This is a genomic window from Candidatus Endomicrobium procryptotermitis (assembly GCA_031279415.1).
GTDB lineage: Bacteria > Elusimicrobiota > Endomicrobiia > Endomicrobiales > Endomicrobiaceae > Endomicrobium_B > Endomicrobium_B procryptotermitis.
On sequence record JAITIP010000003.1, the window covers coordinates 72,660 to 98,289 of the forward strand.

The 25,630-nt window shown below is 36.0% G+C and carries 22 protein-coding genes; 15 read left to right on the top strand and 7 right to left on the bottom strand.

Annotation, left to right across the window (positions count from 1 at the left end; translation table 11 throughout):
• Window positions 1–40 precede the first annotated feature (40 nt).
• Both LBD46_00565 and LBD46_00570 read left to right on the top strand, forming a co-directional pair.
• Window positions 41–814: a hypothetical protein gene (locus tag LBD46_00565; GenBank protein ID MDR2425670.1), complete on the top strand. Its 774-nt coding sequence runs from the start codon at window positions 41–43 to the stop codon at window positions 812–814.
• A 61-nt stretch (window positions 815–875) separates the two neighbouring features.
• Complete coding sequence (locus LBD46_00570; GenBank protein MDR2425671.1) at window positions 876–2,036, top strand: 8-amino-7-oxononanoate synthase; 1,161 nt, start codon at window positions 876–878, stop codon at window positions 2,034–2,036.
• 141 nt (window positions 2,037–2,177) lie between these two features.
• Here the strand turns inward: LBD46_00570 and LBD46_00575 are convergent, their stop codons facing one another.
• Window positions 2,178–3,146, bottom strand: coding sequence for a reverse transcriptase-like protein (locus LBD46_00575; GenBank protein MDR2425672.1), 969 nt, complete (start codon window positions 3,144–3,146; stop codon window positions 2,178–2,180).
• Between the two features lie 172 nt (window positions 3,147–3,318).
• On the opposite strand from LBD46_00575, the gene LBD46_00580 reads away from it, so the two are divergent.
• On the top strand, window positions 3,319–4,470 hold the full coding sequence (locus tag LBD46_00580; GenBank protein MDR2425673.1) for a YbjN domain-containing protein: 1,152 nt from the start codon (window positions 3,319–3,321) through the stop codon (window positions 4,468–4,470).
• Between the two features lies 1 nt (window position 4,471).
• A complete protein-coding gene (locus LBD46_00585) occupies window positions 4,472–5,563 on the top strand; it encodes a trypsin-like peptidase domain-containing protein (GenBank protein ID MDR2425674.1) in 1,092 nt (363 codons plus the stop codon).
• Between the two features lie 7 nt (window positions 5,564–5,570).
• Here LBD46_00585 and LBD46_00590 read toward each other — a convergent pair whose 3' ends face one another.
• The gene (locus LBD46_00590; protein ID MDR2425675.1) at window positions 5,571–6,359 is read right to left on the bottom strand and encodes a M48 family metallopeptidase; all 789 of its coding nucleotides are present in this window, start codon (window positions 6,357–6,359) and stop codon (window positions 5,571–5,573) included.
• A gap of 34 nt (window positions 6,360–6,393) precedes the next feature.
• Window positions 6,394–6,813 carry a bacteriohemerythrin gene (locus LBD46_00595; GenBank protein MDR2425676.1) on the bottom strand — a complete coding sequence of 140 codons (420 nt, stop codon included), beginning with the start codon at window positions 6,811–6,813 and terminating at the stop codon, window positions 6,394–6,396.
• A gap of 121 nt (window positions 6,814–6,934) precedes the next feature.
• On the opposite strand from LBD46_00595, the gene LBD46_00600 reads away from it, so the two are divergent.
• From LBD46_00600 to aroQ, 11 genes are all read left to right on the top strand, one after another.
• Entirely contained in the window at window positions 6,935–7,468 is a 534-nt protein-coding gene (locus tag LBD46_00600) for a DUF4833 domain-containing protein (protein MDR2425677.1), read from the top strand.
• Entirely contained in the window at window positions 7,465–7,857 is a 393-nt protein-coding gene (locus tag LBD46_00605; protein MDR2425678.1) for a DUF2914 domain-containing protein, read from the top strand. Before LBD46_00600 ends, LBD46_00605 begins: the two co-directional genes overlap by 4 nt.
• Before the next feature lie 73 nt (window positions 7,858–7,930).
• A complete protein-coding gene (locus LBD46_00610; GenBank protein MDR2425679.1) occupies window positions 7,931–8,362 on the top strand; it encodes a prepilin-type N-terminal cleavage/methylation domain-containing protein in 432 nt (143 codons plus the stop codon).
• A 589-nt stretch (window positions 8,363–8,951) separates the two neighbouring features.
• Window positions 8,952–10,265, top strand: a complete 1,314-nt coding sequence (locus LBD46_00615) for a putative glycoside hydrolase (GenBank protein ID MDR2425680.1) — start codon at window positions 8,952–8,954, stop codon at window positions 10,263–10,265.
• Window positions 10,266–10,519: 254 nt separating this feature from the next.
• Entirely contained in the window at window positions 10,520–10,846 is a 327-nt protein-coding gene (locus LBD46_00620) for a DUF4919 domain-containing protein (GenBank protein ID MDR2425681.1), read from the top strand.
• Window positions 10,809–11,654, top strand: coding sequence for a shikimate dehydrogenase (gene aroE, locus LBD46_00625; protein MDR2425682.1), 846 nt, complete (start codon window positions 10,809–10,811; stop codon window positions 11,652–11,654). The genes LBD46_00620 and aroE overlap by 38 nt, the downstream gene beginning before the upstream one ends.
• 2 nt (window positions 11,655–11,656) lie before the next feature.
• Window positions 11,657–12,688, top strand: coding sequence for a hypothetical protein (locus LBD46_00630; GenBank protein ID MDR2425683.1), 1,032 nt, complete (start codon window positions 11,657–11,659; stop codon window positions 12,686–12,688).
• Window positions 12,688–13,359 carry a 2-C-methyl-D-erythritol 4-phosphate cytidylyltransferase gene (gene ispD, locus LBD46_00635; GenBank protein MDR2425684.1) on the top strand — a complete coding sequence of 224 codons (672 nt, stop codon included), beginning with the start codon at window positions 12,688–12,690 and terminating at the stop codon, window positions 13,357–13,359. The genes LBD46_00630 and ispD overlap by 1 nt, the downstream gene beginning before the upstream one ends.
• A 481-nt stretch (window positions 13,360–13,840) precedes the next feature.
• Complete coding sequence (locus LBD46_00640; protein MDR2425685.1) at window positions 13,841–18,115, top strand: carboxypeptidase regulatory-like domain-containing protein; 4,275 nt, start codon at window positions 13,841–13,843, stop codon at window positions 18,113–18,115.
• The gene (gene aroB / locus LBD46_00645) at window positions 18,112–19,221 is read left to right on the top strand and encodes a 3-dehydroquinate synthase (protein ID MDR2425686.1); all 1,110 of its coding nucleotides are present in this window, start codon (window positions 18,112–18,114) and stop codon (window positions 19,219–19,221) included. The genes LBD46_00640 and aroB overlap by 4 nt, the downstream gene beginning before the upstream one ends.
• Window positions 19,200–19,640 carry a type II 3-dehydroquinate dehydratase gene (gene aroQ / locus LBD46_00650; protein ID MDR2425687.1) on the top strand — a complete coding sequence of 147 codons (441 nt, stop codon included), beginning with the start codon at window positions 19,200–19,202 and terminating at the stop codon, window positions 19,638–19,640. The genes aroB and aroQ overlap by 22 nt, the downstream gene beginning before the upstream one ends.
• Before the next feature lie 345 nt (window positions 19,641–19,985).
• Here aroQ and bioA read toward each other — a convergent pair whose 3' ends face one another.
• The 4 genes from bioA to LBD46_00670 all read right to left on the bottom strand — a co-directional run.
• Entirely contained in the window at window positions 19,986–21,392 is a 1,407-nt protein-coding gene (bioA, locus tag LBD46_00655) for an adenosylmethionine--8-amino-7-oxononanoate transaminase (protein ID MDR2425688.1), read from the bottom strand.
• Window positions 21,377–22,015, bottom strand: a complete 639-nt coding sequence (gene bioD, locus LBD46_00660) for a dethiobiotin synthase (GenBank protein MDR2425689.1) — start codon at window positions 22,013–22,015, stop codon at window positions 21,377–21,379. Before bioD ends, bioA begins: the two co-directional genes overlap by 16 nt.
• A gap of 115 nt (window positions 22,016–22,130) precedes the next feature.
• On the bottom strand, window positions 22,131–23,210 hold the full coding sequence (locus LBD46_00665) for a hypothetical protein (GenBank protein MDR2425690.1): 1,080 nt from the start codon (window positions 23,208–23,210) through the stop codon (window positions 22,131–22,133).
• A gap of 121 nt (window positions 23,211–23,331) precedes the next feature.
• Window positions 23,332–25,630 (bottom strand): hypothetical protein (locus tag LBD46_00670; GenBank protein ID MDR2425691.1); only part of this gene is annotated, 2,299 nt, incomplete at its 5' end.

The window sequence follows — 25,630 nt, forward strand, 5'->3', positions numbered from 1 at the left end:
TTTCCTAAAAATTGTATAATCTTATAACAATAAAAAGTTTATGTTGAAACTTCCTGACGTTACCATAGCGGCTTTGGCTTGCACGCATGTGTATGAAACTGTCCAAGCTTTGAAATACAGCATGAAATGTGTCGAGTTTGGCGATGCGGTTTTGATAAGCTATAAAAAGCCGTTTTATCTGCCAGCTGGCATCCGTTTTGAATATACTTCAAAAAATAAAAGCATAATTGAGTTCAACCATAAGATACTTTACGAACTGCATAAATATGTCCACACTAATTTTGTTCTTTTGGTGCATTACGATGGTTTTGTGATAAATCCGGATATGTGGCGCAAAGAATTTTTAGATTATGATTATACGGGTTCCCCGTGGCCAAAATTAAAATCTTTGAAAGATATTAAAGGCAATATATGCCGTGTCGGAAATAGTGTTTCTCTGCGTTCCAAAAAGCTGCTTGAACTTCCTTCAAAAATCAAAATGCCTTTTGAAAAAGCGCACAACGGCACATATAATGAGGATTTAATTGTCTGTGTAAGCAAAAGGCATATTTTTGAAGAACACGGAATGCGAATAGCGCCTTTGGAAATTGCGAAATATTTCGGGCATGAAGCTGTAATTCCTGAAACAAAAGGCATTCGCCCGTTTGCGTTTCACGCCTATTTCGGCAAAAATTTTAAAAATAAACGTTTCGGCAGAGTTTGGCTTAAATATATTTTTATGAATAAACCTTTTTATATGCTGCGTCGTACTTTTTTAAAGCCTCTTATCGAAAAAATAAGGAAAAAGTACGATGTTTTGACAAAGTATAAATAAGAAAGTGCAGACAAAAACATTGAAATGGCAGCTTTTTTGACAATACGATTAGGAGTATAAAATGTTAGACAACTTTTTATCCGAACAATTATTACAGATACAAACTGCTGGACTTGAACGCAAACTCCGTTTGATTTCTTCTAATCCCAGTGCACATATAAATATCGGCAGGAAGAAATATATTAATTTTTCGTCAAACAATTATCTGGATTTGGCGGACAGCGCGCAAATCCGCAAAGCAGCGGCGCAGGCGGTCAAAAAATATGGCACAGGGGGTGTTTCTTCACGTTTGGTCGGAGGCAATCTTGAAATTCATGAACAGCTGGAAATGGAACTTGCTGCTTTTAAATCCAAAGAAAAAGCGCTGTTGTTCCCGAGTGGCTATCAGGCAAATGTCGGAGTGATAAGCGCTCTTGCTTTAAAAAATGCCAATGCGTGTGTTATAATGGACAAACTCAATCATGCTTCTCTTTGGGACGGCGCAAAACTGTCAGGAGCGAGAATTTTTGTTTATGAACATTGCGATATGGCTTCATTTGAAACCGTGCTCAAAAGAGCCCGCGGTTATACGTTAAAACTTGCCGTTGTGGAATCCTTTTTTTCTATGGACGGAGATTGTACTCCATTAAAAGATTTCGTACAATTGTGTGCTAAATATGGAGCTGTAAGCATGATTGACGAAGCTCATTCGACCGGCGTTTTCGGCAAAGAAGGCAGAGGCATGGCGTCAGAACTCGGTATTGAAGATAGAGTGGATATAATTATAGGCACTCTTTCAAAAGCTTTTGCCGCACAGGGCGGCTTTGTTTGTTCAAGCAAAAAATTAATTGATTTTTTAATAAATAAAAGCAGGGCTTTCATTTATACAACTGCAATTTCACCACTAATTTGCGCTGCAGCATTAAAAGCTCTCGAGATAATAAAAAAGTCCGATGACCGAAGAAAACATTTGACAGAAATTTCCAGATATTTAAAAGATAAATTGAAAAAAGCCGGTTTTAATACGTCAAATTCTGTTTCTCAAATTGTTCCGATAATAACGGGAAGCATAGAAAGCACACAAAAAATCGCTGAACTTCTTTATCGAAACGGCATATATGCTCCCGCCATAAAATTTCCAACAGTTCCGCAAGGACTTGCAAGAATAAGAATATCTTTAACATCCGGTCATGATTTTACAGATATCGAAAAGCTGCTGGAAGCTGGAATAATGAGAAGATAGGAGACCTGATAGAGTTTTATCGGACGGGCATTTGAAGGTGGCAAATTAGAATATGACATCTAGAAGCATTTAACTGAGCAAAGAGAGCTGGCAAAAGGATACTTTAGACAGTCTTTTTGACATTTCCGCACAGATTCTGCCTTACATGCCTCTGAAATCTTCAGTTAAAAGGAATTCTTGCCAAAGTGCGCATATCTCTGTTTCCGCGGGATTTTTTGGCTGCCTTATGGAGAAGCTGCCGGTTTTTGCATAAATTATTTCTATGATAGAAGAATGCTTTGTTTCTTTGTTTTTTATTTTGATTTTGTTGATTTCACAGTTTTCACTGACGACATATTGCGCATAAAATTTTGAGGTATGGTTTATAAAATTAATAAAATTTAAAGCTTTGTTTTTGAGATTTACAAATTTTTTACTTACTGTGCTTGATACGGACATGGCGGCCTTTTTTGCCAAAACGTCGGCTTCGTCGTTTTTTTTGTTTCCAGTGTGGCTTTTAATATGACGCCATTCAATGTTTATATTTGCGTTTTTTATAAAAGAGACATACTCTTTTGACAAATTGTTTTTCGGTTTCCATTCGCCTGTCGCAAACTTTTCTATACCCTGATAATCGTAATTTATTCTCACTTTCAATACTTTATTCGCAAAACACCATTTTAAAACTTCAATAACAGATTGCAGTTCTCCGCCGAACTGTCTGAATTCCACGTTTAAAATTATTCCCGTTATTTCAGCTTTTAGCTCATCGCCGAGATAAATAACGGCTCCATAACCTGCGGCTCCTGCAATATAAGAGCCGTCCACAAAAGCCTCGTAAATTCCGCTTCTTGCATCATAGGTGCTGTTTCCGTTCAGATTATTCCATGCATTGTCAATAATTACAGAAATTTTCTCATTTTTAATTTGTTTTTTTATTGAATATGTGTTTTTTGAAGGTTTATAATATATTAAAAGTTTACCATAATTTTGTCCGTTTTTGCTTACCTCGGCAATGAGCATATAATCTCTGAAACTTTCGTCATTGAAAAAAAGTTCAACTTTTTCATTTCTCAAAGCGCTATGCAATTCTAAAACTTTAATGGTCAATTCTTTCTTATAAAGAGGCATTTTGACTCGATTGTTTCGGCAGCATATCGGCCGTTATTTATGACGTTTATTATATCAAATTTCTGCTAATGCAAAGATATTATAGACTATTTTCCAATCTGCTTTTACCTTTGAGGTACCAAAAAATTTTATTTCTTGACTTAAACTATTCTTTAATATATAATCGCTTGACATGAACTGTATTCCTATTTTCTATAAATCATTATTTGGTTCTACGGCAAGCAAATTTAATATGCCGGTTTGGGACGCATGCTGGAAAGCCTATGAAAACAAACAGTATTTGAAATCGTTTGAACTTCTTTTTGATTATATAAATCCCGAATTTAATAAAAAGTACATATCCGCTGATAAAAAATCATATAAAATTCCGCATGGTTCCATAGTGGTCAGCATAAATATCGACGATAATACTATTTCCGTAAATGCGCCTTTTTTAAATATACCGGAAAAAAATGCTGTTGCGCTTTTGCGTCAAATAACGGAAATCAATTTTAATGAACTTTGCCTTGAGCAAATATTTTTAAGAGGAAGATCCCTCACTTTTGAGTATGTTTGCAAGATATGCGAATATAATCCCAACAAACTTTATTCGGTTTTTAGGCAGATATGCCTGACAGGCGACAAATATGACGATAAATTCATTTCGCAGTTCGGAGCGGAACGCATAACTAAACCGCTGATAACGCCTTTTAAACCTGAAACAGCGGAGATATGCTATAGGACTGTTGTAAATATAATAAACGAAGCTTTCGAATATGTCAAATATTTTGAAAATAACCGCTATTTTGGTTGGGCTTGGAGCATGCTTGCCTCCACAATGCGCAAAATAGATTATTACGCTCATCCTCAGGGACAATTCCGCTATGAACTCGAGCGGGAAATATCGGACATGCATTCAAATAGATTAAACCTTTCGGAAATTGTAACGCGTGCAAAAGCCTATCTTGAAAAACTGCTCACTACCGATAAAAAAAGTTTCATAAAAGATTTGTACGATATAGAAGTGTTTATTCCGTTTAAGCGAAGATCTAACCTGAAAGATATTCAGAACAATTTTCAGAAAGCGTATGAACACATAGAAAAATTTTTCGACGGTGGAGATTATATAGCCGCCGCGATGGAAACGCTTTTCTGTTTTTACAATTTATATTATCACAATGATTTGCAAGATGACATAAACGCGATAATCGTAAATGCAATGAGGCATTCGTCGGCAAAAGTATGGAGTGAAGGCACTCCGATTCTTTATGAGGCAATAAGCAAAATAATGAGGGGCGATTTGACTGTTAAAAAAGGCTTTTTTGCAAATTTTTTCGGACAATAATATGAACAAAAATAAAATAATTTCGCAAATAGTTTTTAAAGTAAACCACGCAGGCGGTTCCTGCTCGTGTTTTTATTTGAAAGACTACAATTTTTTCATCACTAACTGTCATGTCGTGGAAGGGTTCAAAAAAGTAGCCATAGAAAATTCGGAAAAAGAAAATTTTGTCACAAATGTCGTAGTGCAAGATCCAGCTGCTGACATAGCTTTTCTTCATTCGGAAAATGATTTCAGTTATCTTCCTTCCATAGAACTTTCACAAGAAATAAAACCTGAAATCGGATCTCAGGTATGCGCCGCGGGTTTTCCTTTCGGTATGCCGTTTACCATTACGAACGGCACAGTTTCGGCTCCAGAACAGTTGATTGACGGCCATAATTACATTCAAACTGACGCGGCGGTAAATCCAGGAAATAGCGGCGGACCACTATTTAGCGCGTCGGGACAGCTCATAGGAATAACGGTGTCAAAACTTAAAGAAGCTGAAAATATGGGCTATGCAATACCTGTTTCAATGCTTAAAGAAATGCTTGAATCGGTCAAAGATATTGACCGCACGGTTTTTGCCATACAGTGCAATACGTGCAAAGCTTTGATAAAAGAAGAAATCGAATACTGCCAAAACTGCGGAAATAAAATGAATATAAACGCTTTTAAAGAAGAAAAACTGACGCATTTGGCAGTTTTTTGCGAACAGTCCATCGCAAATATGGGCATCGATCCGATAATTGCGCGCAAAGGTTATGAAACGTGGCGTTTTCATAAAGGCAGTGCTGAAATAAGAATGTTCGTCTATCAAAACAATTATATGTTCTCAACGTCGCCGTTAAATGTTCTTCCAAAACAAAATATCGAGCCTTTATTAAGGCTTTTGCTTTCAGAAAACATTAAACCTTTTCAGTTTGGAATTTCAAAAAATGAAGTTTATATTTCTTACAGAGTGCAAATATCGGACATTTTCTCAGGTTCAGTCGAAGAAATTAAAAATAATTTCACACAAATAGCCATAAAAGCAAACGAACTTGACAATTACTTCCACGACAATTTTGGTTGTGCTTTTTCGGAATATTCCAAAAAGAACGGCAAAGAATAAAATGGTTCTAAATATATCCTTTCAGCTCGTCTTCAAATTTTCGCCAGTCCGGAAAAGCTTTTTTCATATACTCTTTAAACCTTTTATTGTGTTTCCTTTCTTTAAGATGTAAAAGTTCGTGAGCGGTAACATATTCGATACAGCCGACGCTCTTTTTTGCAAGTTCTACATTTAAAATTATTTTTTTATCGGATATATGGCAAAGTCCCCATCTGTCTTTCAGTCTTTTATAACCAATAATCACGGGGTTTCTTAAAATAACCTTATCCTTTTCGATTCCGCTGCCAAACCAATTCAGTTTGTCCCGCATGCTTTTAAATAAAAACTTCAACGAATCAGGTTCAGTATAAATGCCGAGTTTTTCCTCCCATTTTAAAACAAAAGACGGAACAATCTCTTCGAGTTTAATTTTATAGAATTCATCCATTGCTTTTTTTCTGTCAATGACGTCGGATTGCGGAGAGATATACATATCCACAGAATCAAAATTGAAAAAAACTTTAGGTGCAGCGGCATAATTGAAAACTTTTAACGTATATTTTTTTCCAAAAAGCTCAATGCGTTCATCGCTGACATAATTATTAACCGTTCTGGCCGGCAATGTGGATATTTTTTCCTTGTGTTTGCGTATCCATGCGATTTTTGAGGCAAAAAAAACTTCTATGGCATGCAATGACATTTTTAAAGGCGCCGATATGCAGACTTCGCCCGATAAAGAGTTTATTGAAATATAAATATTTTTGATTTTCTTTCTTTTGACCTCGGATTCAATCTCTGCGATTTTGAGTTTTTCCATATTTAAGTTATTTCCAAAAAAGCACTCCCACTTTTTATTCTTTTCCGCGGCCTTTTACCAGCTGCACATAAGCCGCAAGCCTGAAATCGTCGCTTTTAATATGATTTATAAGCCAATCGGCCATAATCTGAATCGTATGTTCGAGAAGAACGTCGCTGTAACCTTCCACATTAAGCTTTTCAACCAATTCTTTGACTGTTCGTTTAAAATCGTTATGATAACTTTTGTGGTTAAATTTGTCTGGATAATTATATTCTTCCTGCAATTTTTCTTCATCGGCGAAATGTTGTATCACATAAGCCGTAAGAAACTCTATAGTTTTATTGAGCTCTTGCGCACCTTCTCTGCGATGCTGTGCTTCCACAAGTTTATTTAATGCTGAAAACAATCCTTTATGCTGGCTGTCAATTATTTCATTTCCGGTCTCTAAATCACTGCTCCATTCATATGCCATATATTTCCTCCTTTTTTGCAATATTTTACTTTTTTTGAATACTCTTTTCCATAACATTGAAAATAATAAAAGTGTTGAAAGCAATATAATAATAATATAGAATAAGTTCTTAAGGAAAAACATGAAAAAATTCAAATCGTTTATATATGGGTCTGTAATTGTATCTTTATTTATGTCTTTGACATTTGCGCAAACGACAAAACTACTTTTTAAAATTGAAAGAAGCAAAAATGCCAATTTAGTACGCTACGATGCTAAAATTGACAACGACGGCCGGATAGATAAGGAAACTCCGATTGACTACTACTGGCTGTTATATGCTTCTGACGGAAGCCGCGAAGAAATAGCAAAGATTGAAAGAAGGGCATACGGTTTTAGCATTAAATACAATGAAGCCGGGCATTTTGATATGCAGATGAATGCAGTTAAAGACCGCAAGTTAAAAATTTTGCTTATAAATTCCGAACCTAAAGCGGAAATATTGATAAACGGAAGAAATGCATATTTATCAAAAATTTATATAAATTCCGAAGATAATTTTTTAAGTATTCCAGTCGTAAATTACTACACTTTAACCGGTAACGATATTGAAACCGGAGAGGAGATAGAGGAAAAAATAGCAGTAAAAAAATCTAAAACGGAGGAAACAAAATGAAGAAAGTAAGTCTTTTGGCTGCATTGGCAGTTATGATGGGAACAGTCGCAGTATTTGCTCAGGAAAAAAGCGGCATAACGGTTTCGGATTCGGCCGTATGTACGGCGATTGCCGACAGAATGCCTGAGGGAACAGCTGCAGAATTTTCAAAAGACACACCAAAAATTTATTATTGGACAAAAGTTGAAGGTGCTGAAGGCACAGAAATAAAACACATATGGTATGCCGGCGAAACGTCGATAGGAGAAGTTCCTTTAAAAATTACAACTCCCTCTTTCAGAACATGGAGCAGCAAAACCATTTATCCTGGTCTTGAAGGTGATTTGTCAGTTGTGGTAGTTGATGCAGACGGCAATGTGTTGAAAAAAGATGCTTTTCAAATAAAATAAACCATATTAGACTTTTCTGAGCGGCAACATTTTTTATTTTCCATAAAAAGTATCTTGAAAAGAAGGTTGTTATATGAAAAAAAATTCTGGATTTACCCTGACGGAAGTAATTGTTGTTATCATTATTATAGGCATTCTTTCAATTATTTCTATACCTATATACAGGGATCATGTTCAAAAATCAGTGGCAGTTGAAGGACAGGCATTACTCTCGGAAATTATGGCTACACAGGAAATTTATAACGCGCGAAATAAAACTTGGTACAATGCATCGTCTTTTACCGTCGTAGAAGCAAGTTATGTGCCTGAAATAGGCATTGATGCCAGAAGAAATAAGTATTTCAACAACTTTAAGTGGCGTTCAATAGATGTTACGAGTGATGATGACGTATCGTTTATCATTACGACTGACGGAATTTCAGGAACAAAAGCAGAAGGCGTGTCTTTAACTTTGAATTACTATAAAGGTAAAGCTTACGAAATAGTTCAGAATTCCACTAATTAAGCAGCAAGTTATAAAAAAGAGGAAGAACTTTGATTCTTCCTCTTTTTTTATATTTATAATTGCAGATGTTTTTGGGCAAGTAATTACTATGTTTTATTTCTATATATTGCACAGAATTTTTTCAATGTCTATGAAATACTTCAGGCTTGTAACCTGATTTTCAAACTCCCAGACACTTAATTATTGACAAGTGTCGAACAGAAAGAATTGCCCTGCATTTTTTTATATATTACCATCTCTTTAATTTAGCATAATTATAAATTTTTATTTGAATCGTTCTTATATTATATTAAAACTTATTTCCATAATAAGTTTTTAGGGAATTCTTTGTTTTTGAAGCAGTTTCACAAAGTATCTATTTTTACTCAAAATATCAAAAATAGGCTTAACCCTACTTCTAAAATTCCTTCAATATATTCTTTCTTTTTTCACTTGCTTATTTTTGAACTTCTTATGTAACTGTTTCATACTTTAAATCCGCCTTTTTAAATTTTATTTAAAGTATTTTACAGTAATTTTATTTTTGTGGAGACAGCATTTAGCACCGCTTAATTGACAAAAAGAGTGATTTTCATTAGAATACTTTATTATGAAGGAAAAAACTTTTAAACAATCTATTTCAACACTGTCTTTATTTATATTTTTTTTGATGTCGGCATGCGCAAGCGTAACGTCAAATTCTAAAACAACAATTTTGGAACATCCTCGATATGGAGAAACTATTGCAGAAACGCTTGCTGAAGAAATTTCCATTGAAGCTGCCCCCGAACCGGAAAAATTTATCAGAGGAATTCATTTATCCGCGTGGATAAGCGGTCCAAACAAACACAGAGCCGCAGTCATAGATTTATTTGACAATACCGAACTCAACACGGCGGTTATTGATATTAAAGAGATGGAAGGGCAAATATACATTGACGGAGTAAAAACTGCAAATAATAGCGGAGCCTATTTCAAAGCCATCCCGAACATCACCGAATATCTGGCAAAATTAAAAGAGAAAAATATCTATACTATTGCCAGAGTAGTGGTTTTCAGAGATAATCTTATGCCTAGGAAAAAGCCTTCCATGGGAGTAAAAAAACCAGATGGCACTCTTTGGACGGACAACAAAGGTATAACATGGCTTGATCCTTATAATAAAGACGTTTGGGAATATATTTTTGAAATGTGCGAAAGAGCGATTGACCTGGGTTTTGAAGAAATACAGTTTGATTACATAAGATTTCCCTCAGATGGAAATATAAAGAACTGCCGTTACAGCAATAAAGAGCATTCAAGCGAAACAGCTTCACAAGCTATAGTCGAATTTTTAAAAGAAGCCAACAAAAGACTTAAAGCAAAAGATGCAAAAATATCAATAGATGTTTTCGGTGGAACGACAACTTCTTCAAACGATATGGGAATAGGGCAAAAAATTGTCGAAATGGCGGAATGGGTGGATTACGTAAGTCCCATGGTTTATCCATCACACTACTATAGAGGAGAATTCGGATTACAGGAACCGAACAAAGAACCATATACGGTTGTTTACAAAGCGATAGAAGGTGCACTAAAAAGAATTCCAAAAGAAAAACTTCGTCCTTGGCTGCAGGATTTTACAATGTTCGGATATAAATACGAAAAAAAGCATATAAGAGCGCAAATACAGGCTTGTTATGACAATGAAATAGGAAATTGGTTACTTTGGAATCCCAGATGCGTTTACACAAGAGAAGCTTTAAAAGAAAATGAGGCTGAAATGTTATATGTAAAAAGTAGCCCTCTTACGCCTGAAATGATAAAGGCTGCAGAAAAGCTTGAAGTACCCGAAGCAAAACAAGAAGACAACCAGACACAAATTATAGAAACCACTAAAGAAATCGAAAAAGAAAAAACTACGGAATTGGAACAAGCCCAATAAAATTCATAAGAATGGCATAAAAGCTAAAGCTATAAGTACCATTTTTTTGTGGTCAATATGGATTTGTTCATTCAGCACACATTGGTTGACTACTAAAACTTCTTTATGGTAGAATAGCAAAAGTTATGATATTATCAATCTATTTTTTATCATTAATATTTTTTATTTTGGGCTGGATTTATTACTACAAACCGCAGCGCATACAAGGGATTAATAATTTTTTTAGAAACAAAATATTTAATGATAGATATATTTTGTTTAAAAGAAAAAAAGCTGCTGTTGTTTTTTTTATAATTGCATGTATTTTATTCACTTCCGGCTTAATAAAAGCGCATCATGATGAAAAAAATAATAAAAATTTACAGTTTGATATTGTAAATAAAGAGATTATTCTTGATATAATATCTGTTTATGTAAAACGTCTGTCGGACAGTCCAAAAGATTTGACAATATTGACAAAGTTGGCATATTCTTATGAGGCTTTCGGAGAAAAGAACCGCGAACTTCTTACGTGGGAAAAGATATTATCTTTGGATCCTGCAAATGAAACAGCGCAAAAAAAACTTAAATTTAAACGTTGAAACAAAATTATTTGCCATTTTAGGTTACCCTATAAAGCATTCTTTTTCACCGCTTATGCAAAATGCATGGTTTGAACAAGAAAAACTCAACTGTGCTTATATGTCTTTTGAAACTGATCCGAAAAATTTGAAAAAAACGCTTGAAGCTTTAAAAATCTTAGGATTTTGCGGAATCAATATAACAATTCCACATAAAACGGCCGTTATGGAATTTCTAGATTATACAGATAAGGCTTCAAAGCGCATCGGAAGCGTAAACACTATAGCGATAAAAAATGGTAAACTTTACGGATATAATACGGATTATTCCGGATTTGTTTCAGATTTGATTTCAAAAAATATAAAGATAAAAGGAAAAACAATATTTATTTTTGGAGCGGGAGGAGCGGCTAGAGCTATAATATATTCCGTAAAAAGCAGTGGTGCAAAAATGATATATTTAGCAAACAGAACGCATAAAACAGCTTTATCTCTTGCAGGAGAGTTTGAAATCGAAGCACCTCGAAAAGACAAAATTATTGAAAAAGCTGCACAGTCAGACTTGATAATAAACGCTTCATCCTGCGGTATGAACAAAACTGACAGATTTCCTTTTGAAATAAAATCATTAAAAAAAAATGCTGTAATTTATGAGATAATATATAATAAGTTGACTCCTTTTATCAAAGCAGCAAAAAAAAATAAAATTGCTTTTTATACAGGTGAAGGTATGCTGATAAATCAAGGCGCTCACGGATTTAAAATATGGACAGGAATATATCCCGACACTAAAAGTGCATTAAAATTATTAAATAAATTTATGAGGTAATCATGTTAATTTGGATTGTAAGAATTCTTATTATTTTGGCAGGACCTTTGATTGCATATTTTCAGATAGAACCTACATTGCAAAGTACTTTTGTAGGACTTACAATTTCTGCAGCAATTGTAGTTTTGGAATATTTTTTTCAAAAGACCCCTTTGGATACTCTTGTAATTGCAATTATCGGCATTGTCATGGGACTTATTGCGGCAAAAATTTTAGATTACGGAGTTGATTTACTTGACAGCCCGAAAATAAATCTCTTTTTTGAAAAATATTCGCTGCTTATTAAAATTGTCTTTTCTTATTTTGGCATGGTTATTGCCGTCAAGAAAAAGGATGAGCTTGACCTTCTCGACAAAGATATTCTAAAAATTTCAAAGAAGAATAAACCTCTTGAACCACTGCTTCTGGATACAAGTGCAATTATTGACGGAAGAATTTATGATATAGTAGAAACTAAATTTCTGCTTGCAACTCTTGTAATACCTAAATTCGTTTTGGAAGAACTGCAAAAACTAGCAGATTCAAATGATGCGATAAGAAGGAACCGTTCTAAAAGAGGGCTGGACATAGTCTCAAAACTTCAAAATTCGGAAGCCGTAGTTATAAAAATTTACGATAAAGATTATAAAAATATTGAAGGGACGGACTCAAAGCTTACTGAACTTGCCAAAGAACTGAATGCAAAAATCATAACTACGGATTTTAATTTAAACAAAATGGCGGCAATTCAGGGAATAACTGTTTTAAACATAAACGATTTGTGCAATGCTCTTACTCCTATTTTTCTGCCGGGAGAAAGTGTTATGATATTTCTTGTAAAAGAAGGAAAAGAGCCTAATCAGGCGATAGGATATTTAGATGACGGTACAATGGTTGTTGCAGAAGATGGAAGAAGATACGTAGGAAAAAAAATAGAGCTTAATGTCACTTCAATAATACAAACTTCATCAGGCAGAATGGTTTTCGGAAAAGTTTCCGAGAACAATGAATATCTCATGCCTTCACAGCGCAAAAACGGAAACGGTAGGCATTAATGAAAGCTGCAGCAATAATAGTCGCCGGAGGAGACGGCAAAAGGTTTGGATCTCAAACATCAAAACAGTTTTTAACGCTTTGTGGAAAACCAGTTTTTATGCACAGCATTGAAGCCTTTTTATCTGTGAAAGCCTTTAACCAGATAATATTAGCCGTTCCAAAATATCTGTCAGATGTTTTATCAAAAAAATATAAAAATTATGATTTTACTATTACTGCCGGGGGAAAAGAAAGATTCGATTCAGTAAAAAACAGCATGGCGTTTTTAAAAGGCGCTATAGAATTTGTGGCCGTACATGATGCGGTAAGACCGTTAATTTGCGCCGAAGATATTATATTGGTATTAAAAGCTGCAAAAAAATATGGCGCCGCAATAGCCGCTGAAAAAGCTAAAGATACTATAAAAATCTCCGAAAACGGATTTGTTAAAAGCACATTAGACAGAAACATTCTATGGAACGCGCAAACGCCTCAAATCTTTAAAGCTGCTCTTTTTAAAAAAATATATTCCGGAAAAATACCTAAAGATGTAACGGATGATTCAATGCTTGCAGAAAAAGCTGGACATAAAATCGCAATAGTTGAAACACGGTCACCAAACTTTAAAATAACGATAAAACAAGATTTCCTGTTTGCAAAACAGCTGCTTTCATCACGCTGCCGTCGATAAAAAATAACGCTGAAACTAAGAGGCTAAGTAACAGCCGTTACTAAACCCAAGATTCCAATCCTCTAATTTTCTGCCATTGCTATTTCTTAATGTTTCTATTTTTCGCAGGATATTTTTTGTTAAGTCGATTGACTGAGCTAACCGCTTAGGACGTTTGTTTAAAGGCACAATATTTCTTAAACTGAATTCTTTTTTTGCTTTTGTTTATCGTTCAATTGTTCGCGGCTATTTCTGATATTTTGCTTAATATCAGCCCTTTTGGCTTTAATTTCTTTGCTTGTTTCAAAATCTTTCGTCTTCGTTGTACTTCTTTGGAAATGTTCATTGCTATCCCCTATTTTATTATATCTAAAAAATGGACATTTCTATTTTGACCTGAAATTGTTTGAAAAAAGCAAATAAGAAAAGACTTTTTTAGTTGCAATGTTGACTGTAAAAATTGTAAAATAATCGAAAAATAATTGAAAAACGAGGATATTTAATGAATAAAAGGATAGCAGGCATAGTGCTTACTTTTTTTTATTTTTGCTGTTATTTTCCGATAAATCTTTATGCCGAAAACCAATATATGATATCAGGAATCATTACAAATAAAAATGATGATTCTCCCATAATAGATGCGCAAGTGCGCATCAGCGGAGATAAAGAGTTTTTGGAAAGAACTGATATTTTCGGATACTATCAAATTGAGAATATCGATGCCGGAATGTATCTCGAGATTACCGCCGCTAAAGATGGAATGATATTTTCTCCAGAAATTCTGAGAATTGCTTCTTTGAATTCTAATAGAACAATAAATTTTACTGCAGTTTATGAAGATCCTGAAGACAACCTAAAACCGCAGGAGCCAAAATACCCGTCAGCTTCCAGAAAAACTTCCACCGTCATAGTTTCACCTTCAGGTAGAAGTTCTAATCCCGAAGATGTACATGTAATCTCAAAACCGGCAAATGGAGTTTCTCAGCCGCAGCCTGAGTATGTAACGGCCACAGATTCCTTTTTTGATTCTTCACAGAGAGCAAAGGTCTCTTCTAGAGAAAAAGATTCTTTGCCGGCAAAAACAACTTTTGATTTAAGTGGAAAAGTCATTTATTATGCTTCAGGTCTGGTCGGAGTAAAGGTTATTGTAAATGATAATAAAAAACTTATGACGACTACCGATATTAATGGATATTATTCGATAAAAGGATTGAAATCTAATCAGAATTATACCGTAAAATTTATAAGAGACGGATTTACTTTTAACCCTTCCGAATACAAAATTGTCGATGGTAATAAAGATTTTGTGATTAATACCGAAGCGACCACCGGCAAGCAAAATATCAGCGGAAGGATAGCCGAAGGCAAAAACGGAATCGAAAATGTTTTAATTAAAATAATAAGCGGAGTCGATGAATTCACGGCATATACCGATAACGACGGTAAATTTTCCGTCAAAGGACTTGCTTATGGAAGCAACTATTTCATAACTGCCTCAAAAGAAGGCGTTTTGGTTATCCCTCCAAAAGTAACCGTTAACAAACTTGTCAGCGACAGGGTTATAAATTTTAAGGCCACGGTACAGAAATTTTCAATCATCGGGACGGTAAGAGATTATGACGGCAAAGCTGTTAAAAATGCAAAAGTTGAAGCCAAAACTGTATTTGACACTTTTAAAACCGTAACAAACTCAAAAGGCAGATATATTATAGAAGAATTACCAATGGCTTTGACTTATACTTTAACAGCAAATAAAGAAGGCTATTCTCCTTCAGAGATGATTGTCATTGAAAGTTTGGATAAAAATAAGGAGATAAATTTCCAAATAAAAAAAGAATCTAGTCCTTCTGTTAAAAAAAGAAATTCCGCTGACACTTCGGAAACAAAAAAACCTTCCGAGTCAAAACAGAACAAAAGATCCGTACAAAAAGAACGCGGCTCATCCGCACAGGAGGAAAGTAAAAGAGAGTCCGTAAAAAACTCTTTGAAAAATAATGCTGAAAAACCTCAGTCGGAAGACAGAGACGTTAATAAGAAAAAAGAGAAAAGCCTGAAGGCTGAACGCAAAAAGCTTGAAAAAGAAAGAAAAAAAGAAACCGAAAAACAAGAAAGACTTCAATATCAGGAACAAATAAAAAAAGAGAAGGAAAAAGCTTCGAAAATAAAAGGCGGTTCTTCGGACAAAGATTCTAAACCCGGCAAAGAAAAGCCGAAAAAGGTCTCTTCTGCAAAAGAAAAAATGGTAAAAGTAAGAGGTAAAATTGAATGCAAAGCAGGACGTCTTAAAGGTATAGAATTAAGTATGTCCCATGGGTTTTCGGCAAAGACAGATGAAAAAGGGAGATATGAATTTATAGTTCCAGCGGATAAAAGATACACTCTTACCGCCAACAGTCCCGATTTTTATTTTGAACCACAAAAAGTTGTTTACGATGGACTAAAGTCAAATGTCGTGCAAGATTTTGTTCCTTATATAACGATTGAAGGAGAAGTTTTTGCCGAAGGAAAAGGTATCCCTGATGTGCAGATAAACATGAACGGTGCACAAGTCACTTCTACCAATCAATTCGGAAGATATAAAATCGAAAAAATAGAATACGGTTCTCCTGTTTCGATAATCGCCTCAAAAAACGGACTTAATTTTTATCCGGGGTCGCTGCAAATTGCGGCGGTGGTAAAAAATTTAGAAAATGCCAATTTTACAGTTTCTTATTCGGTTGCCGGAAAAATAAGCACACAGATCGGAAATATGGTGCTTGGAAATGTCGTTATTGAGGTCAGCGGCAGTACAAAAACAAGCGTTTCTACGGATTTCAGTGGAAATTTTATGCTGTTAGGGCTGGCTCAAGGCGGATACTTTGAAATTACTCCTAAAGCCGGCGGATATTCCTTTACGCCTCCTTCCAGAAACTATTTCAATATGAGAGAAAGTTTTGTAGGCCAGAACTTTTCCGCAGTCAAAGAGACATATGTTGTAAAAGGGAATGTAAATGTCGGTGGAAAACCGATAAGAAATGCCGCGGTGAGCATATCTAAGAGGCCATTGAAATATTATACGGATGATGAAGGAGATTTTTATATCGCAAATCTTGATTACGGCGGACCTTACGTATTGAACGCTTTAAGCGCTGATCTCGAATTCGAGCCTATAACTATAGAACTTTTAGAAAAAGATACGACTGTAGAATTCTCCACAGATATTTCTCTTGGCGGCATAGTGGTTTCTGGAAATAACCCTCTCAAGGGAATTATTGTTGACGTCAACGGAAAAAAACATAAAACCGACGAAGAAGGACGTTATCTTATAACAGGACTTAAATATAATGGAGATTATCTTCTTTCGCTTTCCGCACCGGGAATAATATTTAATCCATCGCAAAAAGAGTATACAGGTGTTAAAAAGAGCATATTAAACGAAACTTTCAATGCTTCGGCGATAATAAATGGAAGAGTTACTTATAACGAAAAACCTTTTGCAGGAGCTTCAATAAAAATTAGTGATGATCCTAAAGAATACAAGTCCGATTCAAACGGTTATTTTTTGATAAAAGATTTAAAGCTCGGAGAAGATTATGTTTTGGAAATTTCAACTTTAGGATACAAATTTGATCCTCCAAAAAGAGAATATAAGAATCTTTCCGTAAGTAAGATGACAGAAAACTTTAAAGCTTTTGTCAGCGGTTTGTTTATAAGGGGAATAGTTACGGACAGTGACGGCAACCCACTGAAACAAACTGCCGTTATGATAGAAGGCGCTTCAAAAGCGCAGACTTTTACCAACGAGTTAGGACAGTTTATATTTGATGGTTTATCTGCAAATAAAAGATATGAACTTACTGTTTTAAGCAAATCGCACAAATTTGAAACTCCAAGCGGCATAATTGACGATATGAATACCAATATGGAAATTGAACTTGAGCCCGGAACAGCAGCTTTTGGCGTAAGTGCGGGAACGCTCGATTCCAAAGTAGGAGCTAAAAAAGTATTTTTCAAAATTAACGGTAAAGTTACCGTTAACGGCAAACCTCTTGCAAATGTTTCTATAAAAAGCAAAACTGAAAATCTTAAGACAAACGTTTCGGGAGAATACACTGTCAGCGTAAAATCCGGAGACAGCGTTGAAATAAAACCATTTCTTGACGGGTATGCTTTCAGCCCTGAACAATATTCTTTAAAAGATATTAAAGCTTCAGCTTCAAATATGAATTTTTCCGCGCGAATAAACAGCCATAATTTGAGTGGTCGCATTATAAATAAAAAATTAAAGGGAATTAAAGGCGTATCTGTTAAAGAAGAAAATTCTTACGATGATTTTATGACAGAGTCAAAAGGCGCTTATAAAATTACAGGGCTGACACATAGAAAAGACAGCATAATAATTCCTGATTCCGATGAATATGATTTTTATCCACAGAAAATCAGAGTCTTTTTAGAGAATAATTCTGTTGCAAACGATATTTATGCTTATCCAAAAAATATCAAAAAGTCCGAAGCTTTTATTTACGGTGGTATAAATTCAGCAGTTAATATCAAAGAGAATAATGTTTCCGTTGTGATGGTTTGTGCCGAAGGCGGCAGCGTTTTAGTTAAAATATCAGACAGCAGCGGCAGCGTGATAAAGGAGCTGAAGTCCAATGCTGTAAAAGGTAAAGCTTTTTCAGTTGATTGGGACGGTCGCAAAAGCACCGGAGAGGATGTGCCTGCTGGAAATTATTCTGTCGAGCTTGACGGAGCCGGTTTTAAAGGAGAAGTTTTAAAGTTCAGAGTGTTTAAATGAAAAAATTGAAAGTAAAGCTGCAGCACAATCCGTACGATATAATAATTTCCGAAAGAGAGTATGACTTTTTGTTTTCTTTTCGAAAATATATCAAATCGAAATCTATTTTTATCATTACAGATACGGCTGTTGCAAAACTTCATTTGAACAGTTTTGAGAAAATGTTACGCAAAGCCGGTTATGTGTGCAAAAGCGCCATTATAAAAGCTGGAGAAACCGGAAAAAATCTTAAATCTTTAAGCTTTCTTTACGATAAAGCTCTGGCTTGTGGAATTGACAGAAAAAGCTGCGTTATAGCGTTTGGAGGAGGCGTAGTAGGTGATGTTGTCGGCTTTTTTGCCGGGACATATATGCGCGGTATTGCACTGGTACAGGTTCCAACAACCCTTTTGGCGATGACAGATTCGTCCATCGGCGGTAAGACGGCCATAAATACTTCAGGAGGGAAAAATATTGCCGGCGTTTTTTATCAGCCTTTGTTTGTATGGATAAACACATCTTATCTGTCAACTCTTCCCGCAGGACACATACGAAACGGTATGGCTGAAATTATCAAATATGCTTTAACTTTTGATAAAAATTTTTATGATTATCTTTTAAGCCTGTTTTCAAAAGGTTTTATCTCTTTAAAAGATTTTGATTATATGATTTACAAAAGCTGCACGTTTAAAGCCGCCATCGTAGAAAAAGACGAAAAAGAAACAAAAGGTTTGAGAGAAGTTTTAAACTTCGGACATACTTTAGCGCATGCTTTGGAGACGTATACGGATTATAAAAAATTTTTGCATGGCGAAGCCGTTGCCGCAGGAATGCTTTTTGCGGCGTTACTTTCATACAAACTGACGAAATGTAAAAAAGAAACTTTTATAAAGACCAATATAATTTTGAAGGAAGCCGGATTTAACTTTAATTTGTCTGCCATGAATGCCGAAAAACTTGCTGTTTTGATGACTCGCGACAAAAAATCTATAGAAGGAAAAATAAGATTCGTGCTTTTAAAAGATATAGGAAAATCCGTTTGCGGCATAATTGCCGACAGCAAGAAAATACTTAAAATTCTTAAAAATTATTTAAAGGAAAACAAATGGAAAAAATACTTGTCATAAACGGTCCTAATATAAATATGTTAGGAATAAGAGAGCCAGAAGTATATGGTCATGTAACTCTCTTTGATATAGAAAAAGAACTTTCTGCTCTTGCAGAAAAATTAAAAGTTGAAATTGAATTTTTTCAATCTAATCATGAAGGAGAGATCGTAGATAAAATCCAGAAATCTTTGTCAAAAGTGTCGGCGATAATAATAAATCCTGCGGCCTACACTCACACATCTGTAGCCATAAGAGATGCTTTATCCGCAATTTCTGTTCCCGCGATCGAAGTGCATATATCAAACATACACGCCAGAGAAGAGTTTAGGCATAATTCTTTTACGGCCGGCGTCTGCATAGGACAAATTGCAGGGTTCGGCATTGATGGATACCTGTACGCATTAAACTATTTAAAAAAAGTTCTTACAGCTAAATAAAATGTATTGTAGGCTAAATGGAAAAACCTTGGCAATGGCAAGAATTTGCTTTTTTCCTGCCTAGATTGCGTGATGTTACAGCTATTGTAGCACATACCCCGCACACAATGACAAAAAAATAAACTTGCAAAAAAGATGTGTCACTCTATGGTGTCAAATACATATGACATCATTTCCACAAACCTTCTGAAAAATGGCGATGATTTTGCAGCTGAAATGCAGTAGTTAAACAAAAATATTATGCATATAACAATGACTATCATTGCCTCAAAAGAGAACACATGCATATTTTCCGTAAATAGCAGGTAAGGCAGAACATAAGCGATGCTTGTATTTTTTTTGCTTTTATTTAAGGGTTTTGAGTTCTTTTTTTATCGCATTTATAATTTTTGAAATTTCTTTTTTTGTCATAGTAAGATGCAAAAACAGTACCAGCGTATCGCCGAGGTTTCTTATTATCACGCCATCTTTTCTTATATTTGCGCATATTCTTGCACCGGTTTTCAATTTATAATCATAAGATTCGCCAGTGTTTTTGTCGCGCACTATCTCTATTCCCGCCATAACTCCACAATGTCTTATATTTCCGACTTTGCAATGGGCAGCAAGCGAACAAAGCTCTTTTTCAAGATGTTGGATTTTCAGCGGCAAAAATTTTAAAATTTTATCTTTTGTGAGAATGTCTATAACTGCTATCGCCGCTGCGCAAGCCAGAGGGTTTGCCGTGTATGAGTGTCCATGAAAAAATGTTTTAAAGTCTTCGTATTTTCCTAAAAAAGCATTATAAATTTCATTTGTCGTAGCTGTAACTGCAAAAGGAAGATATCCGCCAGTTATACCTTTTGACAAACATATAAAGTCCGGCTTTACGTCTTCATGTTCAACGGCAAACATTTTTCCGCTTCGCGCAAAACCCGTTGCGACTTCATCGCATATTAAAAGCACTCCATACTTTTTACACAAGTCCGCATACGCTTTTAAATAACCTTTAGGCATTACAACCATTCCGGCGGACGCTTGATTTAGCGGTTCTATGATTGCAGCGGCAATTTTGTTATGATGCTGCGCAAGAATAGTTTCAACTTCTTTTATGCATTCGCCTTTACAGTCAACTTTTTTGTTGTGCTCTTTAAAATTTACGGCATTAACTGGAAAAGGTATTTCTTTTTTTCTGTGTTCGCATCTGTAACAGTAAGGCGAACGAACAAAAAAAACGTCAAACAAAAGCCGTTTGAATTTTGCATGAAACAGTTCCATTCCGCCTACGGAAACCGCGCCTATGGTGTCACCGTGATAAGCATTTTTTAAAGATAAAAAAAATCTTTTGTCCTGTTTTTTTGACTGCCAGTACTGAAAAGCCTGTTTTAAAGCGATCTCGATTGCCGTTGAACCATTATCCGAATAAAAAATCTTTTTTAAATTTGAAGGAAGAATTTTTAAAAGCCTTTCGCTTAAATCGATTGCAGGCTTATGCGTAAGCCCTAAAAATGTTGTATGGGCAACTTTGTTTATCTGTGTTTTTACGGCTTTATCTATTTTTGGATTTCTGTGTCCAAGAAGCGTTACCCATAGCGAAGAGACGCCATCAAGATATTTTTTCCCATCAGCATCATAAAGATAAGAGCCTTTAGCTTTCTCTATTATCAGCGGAATGCAAGGATCGTCGTTTATCCAGTCGAACATCTGCGTAAATGGATGCCATATATTTTTTTTGTCAGACTTTATTAGAGCTTTTTTTATTTTATTATCCATGCATTTTTTTTCAAATCGATTTTTTCATTGTATCCCAGCTCAAGAACCGGGAGTTTAGTTATTTCTCTTATTATTTTTGCATTAGTTTTTGCCGAAATATCACTTTTATTTATTTTGCCGCTTAAAATTATTCCCAAAACTTTTTGCCCGCAGCTTTTCAATTTGTCTGCGGTAAGCAATGTGTGATTGAGCGTGCCCAGCCCGAATCTTGCAACGACGATTACCGGAAGATTAAACTTTTTTATCATATCGATTACAAAATAATTTTTCTTTAAAGGTACCATCAGCCCGCCTATACCTTCAACAACAGTGAACTCATATTTTTTTAAAAAATATTGCAGGCCTTTATAAGCGGCATTTAAATCGATTTTTTTGTTTTCAAGAAGAGAGGCTCCATAAGGCGACATCGGATTTTTATAAAACAGAGGCGTGACGGTTTTTGCTTTTTCATTTACGCCGGAAGCTTTAATCAAAATTTTTGCATCGTTTCTGTTTCCGGTAGACACCGGCTTAAAAATTCCACATGATATCGCAGCTTTTTTTGCGGCTTCGGCTATAGTGCAGGAAACATAAGTTTTTCCCACGCCGGTATCTATAGCAGTTATGAAGATTCCTTTGTACATATTTAATCCTTTAATTAGAAGCTGTGTAACGGCAAGATAAAATAGCGGTGGCTTAAAAGTCTTTGTTTTCTTGTTGCCGCTGTTTTTTTAATTTGCCGTCCGCAGCAGGACCTATTCAGTTTCCGATATATTTGTTTAACGGCTTTGTTCTATAAATAGGCGCCGGCATTTTGTCCGTTGTCACATAGCCTGGAGCCGCATTAATAACATCTGGGATTCTTCCTACTACCGTAGCACATGTGAGTTCTACAGTTGCAGGCTTGTTTATAATTACCTGCGTATTCGGTTCTCCTTCTATTATCCAATCATTTTGGTCAAACTCTTCTGGCGCGTAAACTTTGCCGATACATTCCGACTCTATGACTATCCCTTCTTTTGTTTCCGTCGTAACTACAGCAGACATTCCGGTCGCATGTCCAGCGGGAATCGTCATTTGCAACGTGGAACTTTTAAGGTCTTTCGAATATACCATCGGAATGGTTTTCTGTGTCTGCTTTGTTATCGTAAGTCCGAGTTTATCGCAAAGCCATCCATTGACGTTCCACATATAAGAAGGAAGATATTTTCCAGATTCTATTGTTTTTTGTCTTTCTTCATCAGTCACTTTGTCCACAGAAGCCACTTCTTTGTCAAAAGTTTCCAAATTAAGTCCGGCACCGTGCGCTTTTGCCAAAGCAATACCATAATCTTCAACATTATAACTTGATTTGCCTTTTATTTTTTTAATTGTCTGCGCTGCACCGGAAAGAACTGTTATAAGATTTCCCCAGAAAATATCCTGATACCCGCTGCCGCAAATTGTACATTCGTTTTTCTTTGCAAGTTCATCTATTTTTTTTGTCAGCACAGGAGAAGAGTTCTGCGGATAAAATGCTTCTTCACAGGTAGATATGGCATTTACTCCGGTTTTTGCACAGGTAAAAAACGCGTCTTTTACATCCTGCATTAAACTCATTGTGGTAATTACGCAGATGTCGGGCTTATCTTTTAAAAAAACCGATTCAGCTTCTTTAACGTCGCGCACTATAACGCCTTTTTTTCCGCTGCCTATAATATCGCCTATATCTTTTCCGATAACAGTCGGGTTTATATCGAAAGCGCTTACTATTTCGCCGCCTTTTTCATAAACATATCTCATAGAGTAAACCGACATTTTACCGCAGCCATACTGAGCAACTCTTACTTTTCTGTCCATAAAAATGCCTCCTTTTATTTCGTATTACCGCATATTTAGATTGTACATTTTTAGAAAAAAGAGCCTGCAATTTAAAATGCAGCAGGCTCTTTTATTTTATATCTCATCGACAGGCATAATTTTATCTTATCTCTATTATTATATATCTTTCTGCGATGCCTTCCGAAACTTCGTTGTCGGGTTTTGCCTGAATGACTTTTGATTTTTGTTCAATTATATCCATTAAAATTCCGTTCATTTCAAATATTCCCGCTATGACTTCGGTTCTGTCTGAAGACAAATAATCATAATCGCCGCCATTGACTTTGCCCACTTTTTGTGCATAAGCCGTTATCGTAACCTTTCCCGCTTTCAGTTTTTTTATTTCCGAAGCAATATCGTTGAAATAGGCTCTTGAACCGGAAGCCAAGAAAGAAGAATTTTCCATAAATCTTAAGTCTGAAACTTTTATTGTCTTTTTTATCGACCCAGACGGCTTCGGTTTGGCTTCAGGTTTAGGTTTTGCTGCTGATGCAAGAAGCATTTTTTCCGCTTTTTTCTTTTCGGCCGCAGCTTTAACTTTTGCTTCTTCTGCGGCTATTCTTTCTTCTTCTTCTCTCATTAGTCTTTCTATTCTTTCTTGTGCAGCTCTTGCGGCATCAGCTTCTCTTTGACGTTTAGCTTTAAGTTCCGCTTCTTTTTTTCTTTCCTGCGCCGTGTCTATGCCTTCATCAAATACTAAATCTTGCGTATCTAACGGGAAAACGTTTTCCTGTCGGCTTTGTGTAGGTTTCCGTTTTAGCTTTTCTTCGGCTTCTTTTCTTCTGTATTCTTCTTTTATCTTTTCTTGATCTTCTTTAATTTTCTTTTTACGAAGTTCTTCCGTTTCTTTTTGAGCAATTAAATCCATCTGCTGCCTTTGTCTTATTTCCCGCTCTCTCTGTTCGGCTCTGAGAGCGGCTTCTTTTTGTCCGCGCTCTCTTCTTACTTTTTCCAAATATTCTTCGCGTTCTCTTGCCGACTCTACTGCTTTGGCCGCTTCTTCCGCTCTTTGTTTAGCTTCAAGCGCAGCTTTTTTGGCTTCGGCTTCTCTTCTTCTCTGATCTTCAGCAAGCCTGGCCGCTTCTTCTCCAGCTCTTATTTTAGCCTCTCTTTCTTCCTGTTCCCTTCTTTCTTTTTCGCGCATCTCTGCAAGACGCCTTTCGCGTTCAACCTGCCTCAACTCTTCTTCAGCGGCTCTTTGTGCGGCTATGGATTCTCTTCTTATTCTCTCCTCTTCCATTCTTTGTGCTTCTCTTTTCTCTCTGATTTCAGCTTCCTGTCTTTCTTTTTCCATAATTTCCGCTTGAAGACGTTCTGCTTTGGCTCTGGCCGCAATTCTTCTTTCGGCTTCTTCTCTTACCTTTTTTTCCGCAGCAAGTCTCACCTGTTCGCGCATTTCAGCCTGCTTTTTTAACATTTCCTCTTTTGCTTTTTCTTCGGCAGCTTTACGCGCAGCCGCCATTTCTTTTTCTTTTCTTGCCTTTTCAGCTTTTTCCACAGCTTTCTGCGCGGCAAGCTCGGCGCGCTGTTTCTTTTCGGCTTCACGTCTTTCTTCAAGTCTCGCTTTGGCTTTTGCTTTTTCTTCTGCGGCTATCATCGCTCTTCTACGTTCAAGAGACTGCTGTTTTGCAAGAAGTTCTGCATTTGCTTTTGCCTGCGCTTCTCTTTGTTTTTGTAAAATCAACTGCCTTTCAGCTTCCTCTTTTGCTTTTCGTTCGGCAACAGCTCTTTCCGCTTCTGCGCGCGCTGTTTCTTCGGCTTCTCTTTGCGCAGCAACTTCAGCGGCCCGCTTTGCTTTAATATCTCTTGCGGCTTGTTTTTCCGCATCTTTTCTGGCTTTTTGCTCAGCGGCAAGTCTGGCTTTTTCCTGAGCTTCGGCACGTTTCTTTTCAAGAAGTTCAGCTTTATATTTTTCTTTTTGTTTTCTTTCAGCTTCTTTTTTTACCGCCAATTCCGCTTTTATTTTTTCTTCGGCTATTCTCTTTTCTTCCAGAATTTTCCGCCTTTCTTCTTCTTCTTTAGCTTTTTGTTCAGCAGCAAGTCTGGCTTTTTCTTCTTGCTCGGCCCGCTGTCTGGCCTGCTGCATGGCAAGAAGTTTTTCCGTCTGAACCTTACGACTTGCCGCAGCTTCTTCCGCTTCCTCTTTAAATCTTTTGCTTTCGGCTATATAAGCAGCTTTTTTTGCTTCTAGTTCGGCTTTTGCTTTTTCTCTTTCTATTCTTTCGGTTTCTTTCTGCGCAGCAAGTTCGGCTTCGCGTTTTGCCGCAAACTGCCTGTCTCGCTCTTCTTTATTTTTCTTTTCCCGCTCAAGATTTGCAATAGCTTCTTCCTGCGCGCGCTGTTTTGCAAGCAGCTCTTCTCTTAATCTCTTACCTTCTATTCTTTGTTTTTCTATATAT

What these genes read in the sequence shown, in the direction of transcription:
- LBD46_00565 (MDR2425670.1), top strand. Translation starts at nt 41, where the DNA reads ATGTTGAAACTTCCTGACGTTACCATAGCGGCTTTGGCTTGCACGCAT.
- LBD46_00570 (MDR2425671.1), top strand. Translation starts at nt 876, where the DNA reads ATGTTAGACAACTTTTTATCCGAACAATTATTACAGATACAAACTGCT.
- LBD46_00575 (MDR2425672.1), bottom strand. Translation starts at nt 3,146, where the DNA reads ATGCCTCTTTATAAGAAAGAATTGACCATTAAAGTTTTAGAATTGCAT.
- LBD46_00580 (MDR2425673.1), top strand. Translation starts at nt 3,319, where the DNA reads ATGAACTGTATTCCTATTTTCTATAAATCATTATTTGGTTCTACGGCA.
- LBD46_00585 (MDR2425674.1), top strand. Translation starts at nt 4,472, where the DNA reads ATGAACAAAAATAAAATAATTTCGCAAATAGTTTTTAAAGTAAACCAC.
- LBD46_00590 (MDR2425675.1), bottom strand. Translation starts at nt 6,359, where the DNA reads ATGGAAAAACTCAAAATCGCAGAGATTGAATCCGAGGTCAAAAGAAAG.
- LBD46_00595 (MDR2425676.1), bottom strand. Translation starts at nt 6,813, where the DNA reads ATGGCATATGAATGGAGCAGTGATTTAGAGACCGGAAATGAAATAATT.
- LBD46_00600 (MDR2425677.1), top strand. Translation starts at nt 6,935, where the DNA reads ATGAAAAAATTCAAATCGTTTATATATGGGTCTGTAATTGTATCTTTA.
- LBD46_00605 (MDR2425678.1), top strand. Translation starts at nt 7,465, where the DNA reads ATGAAGAAAGTAAGTCTTTTGGCTGCATTGGCAGTTATGATGGGAACA.
- LBD46_00610 (MDR2425679.1), top strand. Translation starts at nt 7,931, where the DNA reads ATGAAAAAAAATTCTGGATTTACCCTGACGGAAGTAATTGTTGTTATC.
- LBD46_00615 (MDR2425680.1), top strand. Translation starts at nt 8,952, where the DNA reads ATGAAGGAAAAAACTTTTAAACAATCTATTTCAACACTGTCTTTATTT.
- aroE (MDR2425682.1), top strand. Translation starts at nt 10,809, where the DNA reads ATGAAACAGCGCAAAAAAAACTTAAATTTAAACGTTGAAACAAAATTA.
- LBD46_00630 (MDR2425683.1), top strand. Translation starts at nt 11,657, where the DNA reads ATGTTAATTTGGATTGTAAGAATTCTTATTATTTTGGCAGGACCTTTG.
- ispD (MDR2425684.1), top strand. Translation starts at nt 12,688, where the DNA reads ATGAAAGCTGCAGCAATAATAGTCGCCGGAGGAGACGGCAAAAGGTTT.
- LBD46_00640 (MDR2425685.1), top strand. Translation starts at nt 13,841, where the DNA reads ATGAATAAAAGGATAGCAGGCATAGTGCTTACTTTTTTTTATTTTTGC.
- aroB (MDR2425686.1), top strand. Translation starts at nt 18,112, where the DNA reads ATGAAAAAATTGAAAGTAAAGCTGCAGCACAATCCGTACGATATAATA.
- aroQ (MDR2425687.1), top strand. Translation starts at nt 19,200, where the DNA reads ATGGAAAAAATACTTGTCATAAACGGTCCTAATATAAATATGTTAGGA.
- bioA (MDR2425688.1), bottom strand. Translation starts at nt 21,392, where the DNA reads ATGGATAATAAAATAAAAAAAGCTCTAATAAAGTCTGACAAAAAAAAT.
- bioD (MDR2425689.1), bottom strand. Translation starts at nt 22,015, where the DNA reads ATGTACAAAGGAATCTTCATAACTGCTATAGATACCGGCGTGGGAAAA.
- LBD46_00665 (MDR2425690.1), bottom strand. Translation starts at nt 23,210, where the DNA reads ATGGACAGAAAAGTAAGAGTTGCTCAGTATGGCTGCGGTAAAATGTCG.